This is a genomic window from Chryseobacterium sp. 2TAF14 (genome assembly GCF_052115105.1).
GTDB lineage: Bacteria > Bacteroidota > Bacteroidia > Flavobacteriales > Weeksellaceae > Chryseobacterium.
Map to the genome: position 1 here is coordinate 1 of NZ_JBFRGA010000179.1, position 7,848 is coordinate 7,848.

The following is a 7,848-nucleotide window of genomic DNA, read 5'->3' on the forward strand; positions in this document are numbered from 1 at the left end:
GTCGTACAAACCGGAGTAAAATCTGCAGGATGAGAAAACAAAATCCCCCACGAATCTCCTAAGTATTCGTAAAAATCAATATTTCCTAATGATGAATCTGCCTGAAAGTTGGGTGCGGTATCTCCTAGTTTGATTGACATAATGTTTTGTTTTATTAGTCTACAAATTTAATAGACTTTCGTTAACTGGCAAAATTTTTGCTTAAAAAATATTTTAAATTTTAAAAAAATATTATGGAGTACGGCTTAAGCTATATCGATACAGTGTATAAAGTTTTAGAAAATTGGTATATCGCATTTGCGAAACTTACACCAAAACTTGTGGTGGGGATTTTGGTATTTCTGTTTTTTCTTTTCACAAGTAAATATCTAAGTAAGCTTGCCGTAAAAATCATGCATAAGCTCTTTCCTAAAAGTAAAAAGGAAGGATCCGTGGTTACCATTATCAATATTTTCAGGTTTATCATCATGCTGATGGGAACTTTTATTGCATTGGAAATCATGGGATTCAGCGGTTTTCTGTGGAAATTCATCGGTAGTTTAGGAGTTGCCGGTGTTATTGCTGGTGTTGCGTTGAAAGATTTGGTTTCCAGTATATTTTCAGGGATGCTCATCGGGATCGATAAAGCTTTCAAGGTAGGAGATTATATCACAATAGGAAATCACTCGGGAACCGTGCAGGAAATAGGTTTTCTGACTACAAAAATAATTACAGACGACGGAAAGAAAGCATACATCCCGAATCAGGTAGTATTTAATGCGCCATTTTACAATATTACAGCATCACCGCAAAGAAGAATTATTTTAGATTTTGAAATTCCTGCGGATGAAGATATAAGCACAGCACAACAAGGCATTTTAGAAGTCATAAAAAATATAGAAAACATTGATAAGCTTGAAACTGCAGAAGTAAATTTCACCAATTTGAAGCAGGGCGTTTTTACACTTCAGGCAAAATTCTGGATTGCAGTCGGTTMAAATATGCTTCACATTAAAAGTGAGGCTTTAGAAAAAATAAAGAAACGACTTGACGCAGATGGTATTCCTTTAGTGACGCCTACAAGCATAAACCTGATTAATCAGGCAAATGACCAAGCCAATCCTAATGACAAATTAGGCTTATAAAAAAAGAGACTGTCTTTATGGCAGTCTCTTTTAACTTTATTTAAAAAATTCTTTAAGCTGAATTTCTGCTTGCATTAATATTTCCGAACAGAGAACGTGTTACCAGTTTTTCGTAAGCTTCTTTATTGCCTTCTCGTTTCTGAATTTTCATCAAAGCGTATTGCTGAATGCTCAACAAAGGAAGCACAATTCTTTCTCTGATCTTTACTGATTTTCTCGACAAAGGATCTTCTTGCTGAAGCTGTTTAAACCCAGTTAATTCTAGCATAATATCTTTTGAAAGATTGTATTCTGCAAACAAAACATTCCAGAACTCTCCAAATTTCGGGTTGTTTTTAATATAATAAGTCAATGGGAAATAAGATTTGTTCATGCTCATCATCGAGTTTAAAACTAAAGTTTTAAAGAAGTCTGAACCTTTATACAAATCGATTACTTCATTAAATCTACCCCGCTCTTTCATTTTCTGCATGGCAAAGCCGAAACCGAAAAATCCGGGAACATTTTGTTTCAGCTGCGACCATGATCCTACAAACGGAATTGCTCTTAAATCCTCAAATTTTAGCTTGCTGTCGCCACCACGTTTTGAAGGGCGGCTTCCGATATTGGTTTTACCATAAAATTCCAATGTACTCATTTCCTGCAGATAAGGAACAAACATCGGATGTGCTTTTAAGTCTGAATATTTTTGATAACTGATATCCGCCAATTCTATAATTAAAGCTCTTTCTTTTTCGGTTAAATCTTTTTTAGAATTTTTGAAAACATCATTTTCAACTCCGGCTGTTAAAAGCTGTTCAAAATTATATTTCGCCTGTTCTTTATTCCCGAAAATACTCGTTATGGTTTGTCCCTGAATGGTTAATTCAATTTTATTATTGGCAATCGTTTTTCCTTGCGATGCGTAGAAATCATGCGTTTTTCCGCCACCTCTTGCAGGAGGACCGCCTCTTCCGTCAAAGAAAATCACTTTAATTCCGTTTTCTTCAGAAATTTTGGTTAAAACTTCTTTCGCTTTATAAATTTCCCAGTTTGCTTTCAGGTAACCACCATCTTTCGTTCCGTCTGAAAAACCGAGCATAATCGTCTGCTGATTTCCTCTTCTCTGCAAATGTTTCTGATAAACAGGATTTTGGTACAATTCATTCATCWCATTTTCAGCATTGGCAAGACCTTCCATCGTTTCGAAAAGCGGAACAATATCCATATCAATTTCTTCATCTTTATAACCTGAAATTTTGAAAAATGCATACACATTCATCACATCTTTCACCGCATCAGAATTTGAAATAATGTATCGGTTCATTCCACGCAAACCGTTTAATTGCTGAATTTCTTTGATTTGGGCTACATTTATTAAGGTATCAGAAACGATTTCGTCAAAAGATTCGGTATCGATTTTTTCTGAAACTTCAATCAGCTTAATAAATTTTTCAACATAATCGGCGTCTGAATTTCCAAACATTTTTGAATATACATCATCTATTACTTTCTGGTGAATTCTGCTGTCCTGGCGAATATCTAAAGTCGCAAAATGCAATTCTTCGGCAACTCTTTTCGTAACAGGCGCCGTCACAAAAGGATTTCCGTCACGATCACCTCCCGGCCAAAAACCAAGCTGGATAATATCTTCATGCAGATTAAAATGCCCGTTATCAAAAGTTTTTCTGATTTTCGTAAACAGTTCTCCGATTGTATCGTAATAAACGTATCTCAAATAATGAATGATGCTCAATGCTTCATCGATCGGAGTTGGTTTTTCTTTATTTACAAAAGGTGTTTTTCCCAATTGCTGCAAAAGCGTATCGATATCGGTAATAGAATCATCCGTAATCGCCTTTCTCAAATCATGGATGATACGCTGCACCGAGCTTGGATAAAACTGTGTCGGATGCGCTGTAAAAACAACTTTTACCGTAAAATCTTTCAATTTCTCGCGTACTTTTTCAAGTTTGTGGTCGTGGAAAGACCTTTCGTAAAGATTGGTAACCGTTCCGTTGTCGCTTTCAGAATGCAATCCCGGAAAAGCAGCATCTTCAATGCTATCAAACAAAACCACCTGTCTTTCAATATATTGTATGATTTTAAAAAGAAGCTCAAGTTTTTGATCTTCGGTTTCTAAGTCGGTATGGTTCTTAAAAAATTCTTCAATAATTTCAACAGGAGTTTTTCCTTCGTCATAACCGTTTTTACTTTCTTCAAACAGGAAGGGAAGCAACATCCCGATATTCGTCATTTTATCATAAGGCAGGCTCATAAATAATGAATTGTAGATCTGGAACTTATTTTCCACAATCTGCCTGAATTTTTCTGTGCGCTGGTCGTGTATCATCTAACAAATGTAGTGGATTCTTCCAAAATAATAACTCCTATACAACAGATAAATCTTATATTTAATAATTATTTTAAACTTATACTTTGAACTATTATATAAAAATGAAAAAACTTTTATTCATCTTATTTTTAATTTCTTTTAGTATTACTTTCTCTCAGGAATTAAAATTTAACAATTCTAATCTGGAAAGAATTATTTTAAATAAATATCCCGAAATTGACCAAAATAAAAATGGCAAAATTGATAAACCTGAAGCCGAAAGTTTAAAAGAACTTAACCTGATGAAAGAAAATTTAGAAAATATCAGTGATATTGTATTTTTTAAGAATCTTGAATATCTTTCTTTAACTACGAATAAATTAGAAAATCTTAAAATAAATAATTTTAAATATCTTAAAAAGCTTTATTGTGCCAGAAATAATTTGAAAATTTTAGAGATTTCAAATCTTTCTAATCTTGTAGAATTTGCTTGTGGATTAAATAAATTGACTGTTGTGAAAATTAAAAACTGCCCAAATATAGAATCATTAAATATGATGGATAATTTTATTACTGAAATTGATTTAAAACAATTTAAAAATTTAAAATATTTAACTGTAGACGGTAACAAATTAAAAGAACTTGATCTTTCAAAGAATGTAAATTTAGAACAGATTACAATCAATAAAAATGAATTAAAGGAAATTGACATTACAAAAAATCAAAAATTAATAATGCATATTTTATATATTGATAAAGATGTAAAAATCATTGGTACAGAAAACCAAATGAAAAATTATAGACCCGGTCCCATCGTAATTCAAAATTAAGTGATTTCAAATGAAAAAAATATTCCTGTTCCTTCTAATTTCTTTTCTTTTCACAGCTTGCGGTGAAGAGTGCTACAACGCACCACAACCCGTTGTTTTTGAATTTGTAAATTCTAATGATGAAAACCTCATTACAAACGGGACATTAACTTTATACAACATTCAGGATGAAAATAACACCAGCTTACAACTCACCAAAACCGATGATGATAAAGTTATTTTAGAAAAAGTGGGAGCTTATAACGGAACAAAAAACTATACTTTTTTTTCTAATGTAAAAGTTTTTGATTTTTCTATACAATCTTCCGAATTTAAAGGAGGTTGTGATGGTTATCAGATCAATAAATTAACGTTTACAGGCATTAATATTGATGTCACCGATGAAAACGGATATTATAAAATTGTGCTGGAATAATTAAATTGAAAATACTTATGAAAAAGACTTTATTTACTTTCACTTTTACTCTTTTGGGCATTTTCTCATTTGCTCAGTACAAAAAAGTGTATTCTTACGGTGATTATCAAAAAGACTGGGCGTTGGTAAAAACTTCGTCGGGAACTTACGGTTTTATCGATCAAAATAAGAAACAGGTTGTTGCGCCGATCTATTCTAAAATTGAAAAATTTGGAAAAATACATCCCGATTTTGCTTTGGTGAAAGCTATTACAGACACGTACGGTCTCATTGATAAAAATGGAAAAGAAATCGTTCCGGCAATCTATCGTAACATTGGAAAATTTGATGAGCTGAAAAATGGTTTAGCTCTGGTAGAGACAATCAACAACAAATTTGGATTCATCGATACCAACGGAAAAGAAGCAATTTCAGCGATTTACAGTTTAGATGAAATAAAAGCAAAATTGCAATAGTTTAAATAAAATATAATCATACAAAATTTTAAAACTTTATTAACTCAGATTTTGTGTTTCTATCCTTACATTTGATGTAAATAATTTAGTACAATGCTTAATTTCGAGTTTAAAAATCCTACAAAAATACTTTTCGGAAAAGGTGAAATTGCAAAAATTTCAAATGAAATTCCTAAAGATGCCAAAATCTTAATGATTTACGGCGGCGGAAGCATCAAAAAAAATGGTGTTTACGATCAGGTAAAAGAAGCTTTAAAAGATCATGAACTTCACGAATTTGGCGGTGTTCCTGCCAATCCTGAATATGAAGTTCTCATCAATGCCTTAAATTTTATAAAAGAAAAAAATATCAATTATCTTCTTGCCGTTGGTGGCGGATCTGTGATTGATGGTGTCAAATTTCTTTCTGCTGCAGCCAATTATGACGGTGAACCCTGGGAAATCTTAAAAAAACCGGTTCGTACTTTTGAAGGTGAAGGATTGCCTTTCGGAACCATCCTTACATTGCCTGCTACAGGTTCTGAAATGAACTCAGGATATGTAATTTCCAGAAGAGAAACCAATGAAAAATTGTCTTCAGGCGGACCGGGATTATTTCCGCAGTTTTCGATTTTAGATCCGGAAGTGATCCGTTCAATTCCTAAAAACCAGATTGCAAACGGAATCGCAGACGCTTATACTCATGTTTTAGAACAATATATGACGGCTCCGTCTTCTGCAGATCTTCAGGAAAGAATTGCAGAAAGCATTTTAATTAGCCTACAAAATGCAGCTCCGAAAGTAATGTCTGATGAGTTTGATTATGATGCTGCAGGAAATTTTATGTGGTGTTGTACGATGGCTTTGAATGGTTTAATTCAAAAAGGAGTGATCACAGATTGGGCTGTTCATGCAATGGGACACGAGCTGACTGCTTATTATGGTATTGATCATGCAAGAACTTTAGCAGTAATTGCACCTTCTCATTACCGTTATAATTTTGATTTTAAAAAAGGGAAACTGGCGCAATATGCTGAGCGGGTTTGGGGAATAACTGATGGAAGTACCGAAGAAAAAGCCGAACAAGCTATTACAAAACTGGAAGAGTTTTTCCACAGTCTTCAGATTCAGACCAAATTATCAGACTACACTCAGGATTTTGCGGGAACCGCCGAAAGAGTAGAAAAAGCTTTTACTGAGAGAAATTGGCTCGGATTGGGTGAACACAAAAATCTGACTCCAAAAGATGCATTTAAAATTGTAGAAATGAGTTATTGAAGTTAGGTAGTAGGTTTTAGGGTTTAGGTTTTAGTTAAAAATAGGCAGATATATTTTCATGGAAATGAGAAATCATGATACTTCAGAAATTTTCTAAAACCTAAATCCTAAAACCTAATATCCAGATTATATTTTTTACAAACATTTGTTTAAAAAACCTTAATTTCATTAGAGATATTACAAATTTATTTATATTTTAGCATATTCTTAAATTTGTGAAAATGAAAAAACACTTACTCTTATTTGCCTTTTCTGCATTAGCACTTACATCTTGTGAAGATGATGATATTCAGGGTTATGAAATGGACATGCTGAAAGGCGAATGGAAAACTGTAAAAACTGAAGTAATTTCAGGAGCAGATAATACAACCGTACTACAAACGGACACTTCTACAGGTTGTGCAGCTAAAAATACCACAGAATTCAGAACCGATTATTACGCTTCATTTACAGGCTATTCCGGAGTAGGCGCAGATTGTACTCCTCAAAAAAGTGAGGGAACTTATACTTACGATAATGAAACTAAAGAACTGGTTACCAAATACATTAACGACAATGACAGAAAATATAAAGTCGTTATTTTAAGCAATACCGAGCTTAAAATGATGGAGATGTTTGATAATATTGATACAAATGGCGACATGATAATAGATTTCAGATATATTACTTATAAAAGATAAAAAACATTTTATAAAAATATTGACTCCCGTTTTTACGGGAGTTTTTTTTATATTTACTCTCCTAAAAATTAGAAACAATGAAGAAGATTTTCTCAGTAGTAATGCTACTGACTTTCGCCCTGATTTTCGCTCAGGAAAAACACCCGATGTTCTGGCAGGACATTCAGAATTTCAAAAAATTAGATCAGGAAAATACTCCGCCAAAAAATTCTATCCTTTTAATTGGCAGCTCATCATTTACAAAATGGCAGGATGTTTCAGATTATTTTCCCGGGAAAAAAATCATTAACAGAGGTTTTGGAGGATCAAGATTGACAGATTTAAATTATTTTTCAGAAGATTTACTGAGTCCTTATCAGCCTAAACAGATTATTATTTATTGCGGAGAAAATGATTTTGCCGATGATGCACAACTAAAAGCCGATGTTGTAGTTGACCGATACAAAAAGTTTTACAAAAAGATCCGTGAAAAATTTCCGAATATTCAGGTTGACTATATTTCTATAAAATATTCGCCGAGCCGCGAAAATCTGTGGCCTCAGATGAAAGAAGCCAATAAAAAGATTGCAGAGTTTATGAAAAAAGAAAAAAAAGCTGATTTTATAGACATTACAAACGTTATGAACGATGCTGAAGGAAATATCAGAAAAGATCTTTTTGTAGAAGATATGTTACACATGACTCCTGAAGGTTACAGGCTTTGGACGAAGGTGATGAATCCTTATATGAAATAATATTGATGTAAAAACTTTTTTATTTATTTCATAATTCTC

9 protein-coding genes are annotated in these 7,848 nt (G+C 33.0%); 7 read left to right on the plus strand and 2 right to left on the minus strand.

Annotated features, from left to right (window positions below):
- On the minus strand, positions 1-140 hold a 140-nt coding region (locus AB4Y90_RS14935), incomplete at its 3' end, for a redoxin domain-containing protein (protein WP_441558340.1).
- A 93-nt stretch (positions 141-233) separates the two neighbouring features.
- Here AB4Y90_RS14935 and AB4Y90_RS14940 point away from each other — a divergent pair.
- A complete protein-coding gene (locus AB4Y90_RS14940) occupies positions 234-1,124 on the plus strand; it encodes a mechanosensitive ion channel family protein (protein ID WP_441558332.1) in 891 nt (296 codons plus the stop codon).
- Between the two features lie 52 nt (positions 1,125-1,176).
- Here AB4Y90_RS14940 and AB4Y90_RS14945 read toward each other — a convergent pair whose 3' ends face one another.
- Positions 1,177-3,456, minus strand: a complete 2,280-nt coding sequence (locus AB4Y90_RS14945; protein WP_441558333.1) for a phosphoenolpyruvate carboxylase — start codon at positions 3,454-3,456, stop codon at positions 1,177-1,179.
- Positions 3,457-3,740: 284 nt separating this feature from the next.
- On the opposite strand from AB4Y90_RS14945, the gene AB4Y90_RS14950 reads away from it, so the two are divergent.
- From AB4Y90_RS14950 to AB4Y90_RS14975, 6 genes are all read left to right on the plus strand, one after another.
- Positions 3,741-4,268, plus strand: coding sequence for a hypothetical protein (locus AB4Y90_RS14950; protein ID WP_441558334.1), 528 nt, complete (start codon positions 3,741-3,743; stop codon positions 4,266-4,268).
- A 10-nt stretch (positions 4,269-4,278) separates the two neighbouring features.
- Positions 4,279-4,683: a hypothetical protein gene (locus AB4Y90_RS14955; RefSeq protein WP_441558335.1), complete on the plus strand. Its 405-nt coding sequence runs from the start codon at positions 4,279-4,281 to the stop codon at positions 4,681-4,683.
- A gap of 17 nt (positions 4,684-4,700) precedes the next feature.
- A complete protein-coding gene (locus AB4Y90_RS14960; protein WP_441558336.1) occupies positions 4,701-5,138 on the plus strand; it encodes a WG repeat-containing protein in 438 nt (145 codons plus the stop codon).
- A gap of 93 nt (positions 5,139-5,231) precedes the next feature.
- Positions 5,232-6,395 carry an iron-containing alcohol dehydrogenase gene (locus AB4Y90_RS14965; protein WP_441558337.1) on the plus strand — a complete coding sequence of 388 codons (1,164 nt, stop codon included), beginning with the start codon at positions 5,232-5,234 and terminating at the stop codon, positions 6,393-6,395.
- Positions 6,396-6,616: 221 nt separating this feature from the next.
- Positions 6,617-7,075, plus strand: coding sequence for a lipocalin family protein (locus tag AB4Y90_RS14970; protein ID WP_441558338.1), 459 nt, complete (start codon positions 6,617-6,619; stop codon positions 7,073-7,075).
- A 77-nt stretch (positions 7,076-7,152) separates the two neighbouring features.
- Complete coding sequence (locus AB4Y90_RS14975; RefSeq protein WP_441558339.1) at positions 7,153-7,809, plus strand: GDSL-type esterase/lipase family protein; 657 nt, start codon at positions 7,153-7,155, stop codon at positions 7,807-7,809.
- The last annotated feature ends 39 nt before the right edge of the window (positions 7,810-7,848 follow it).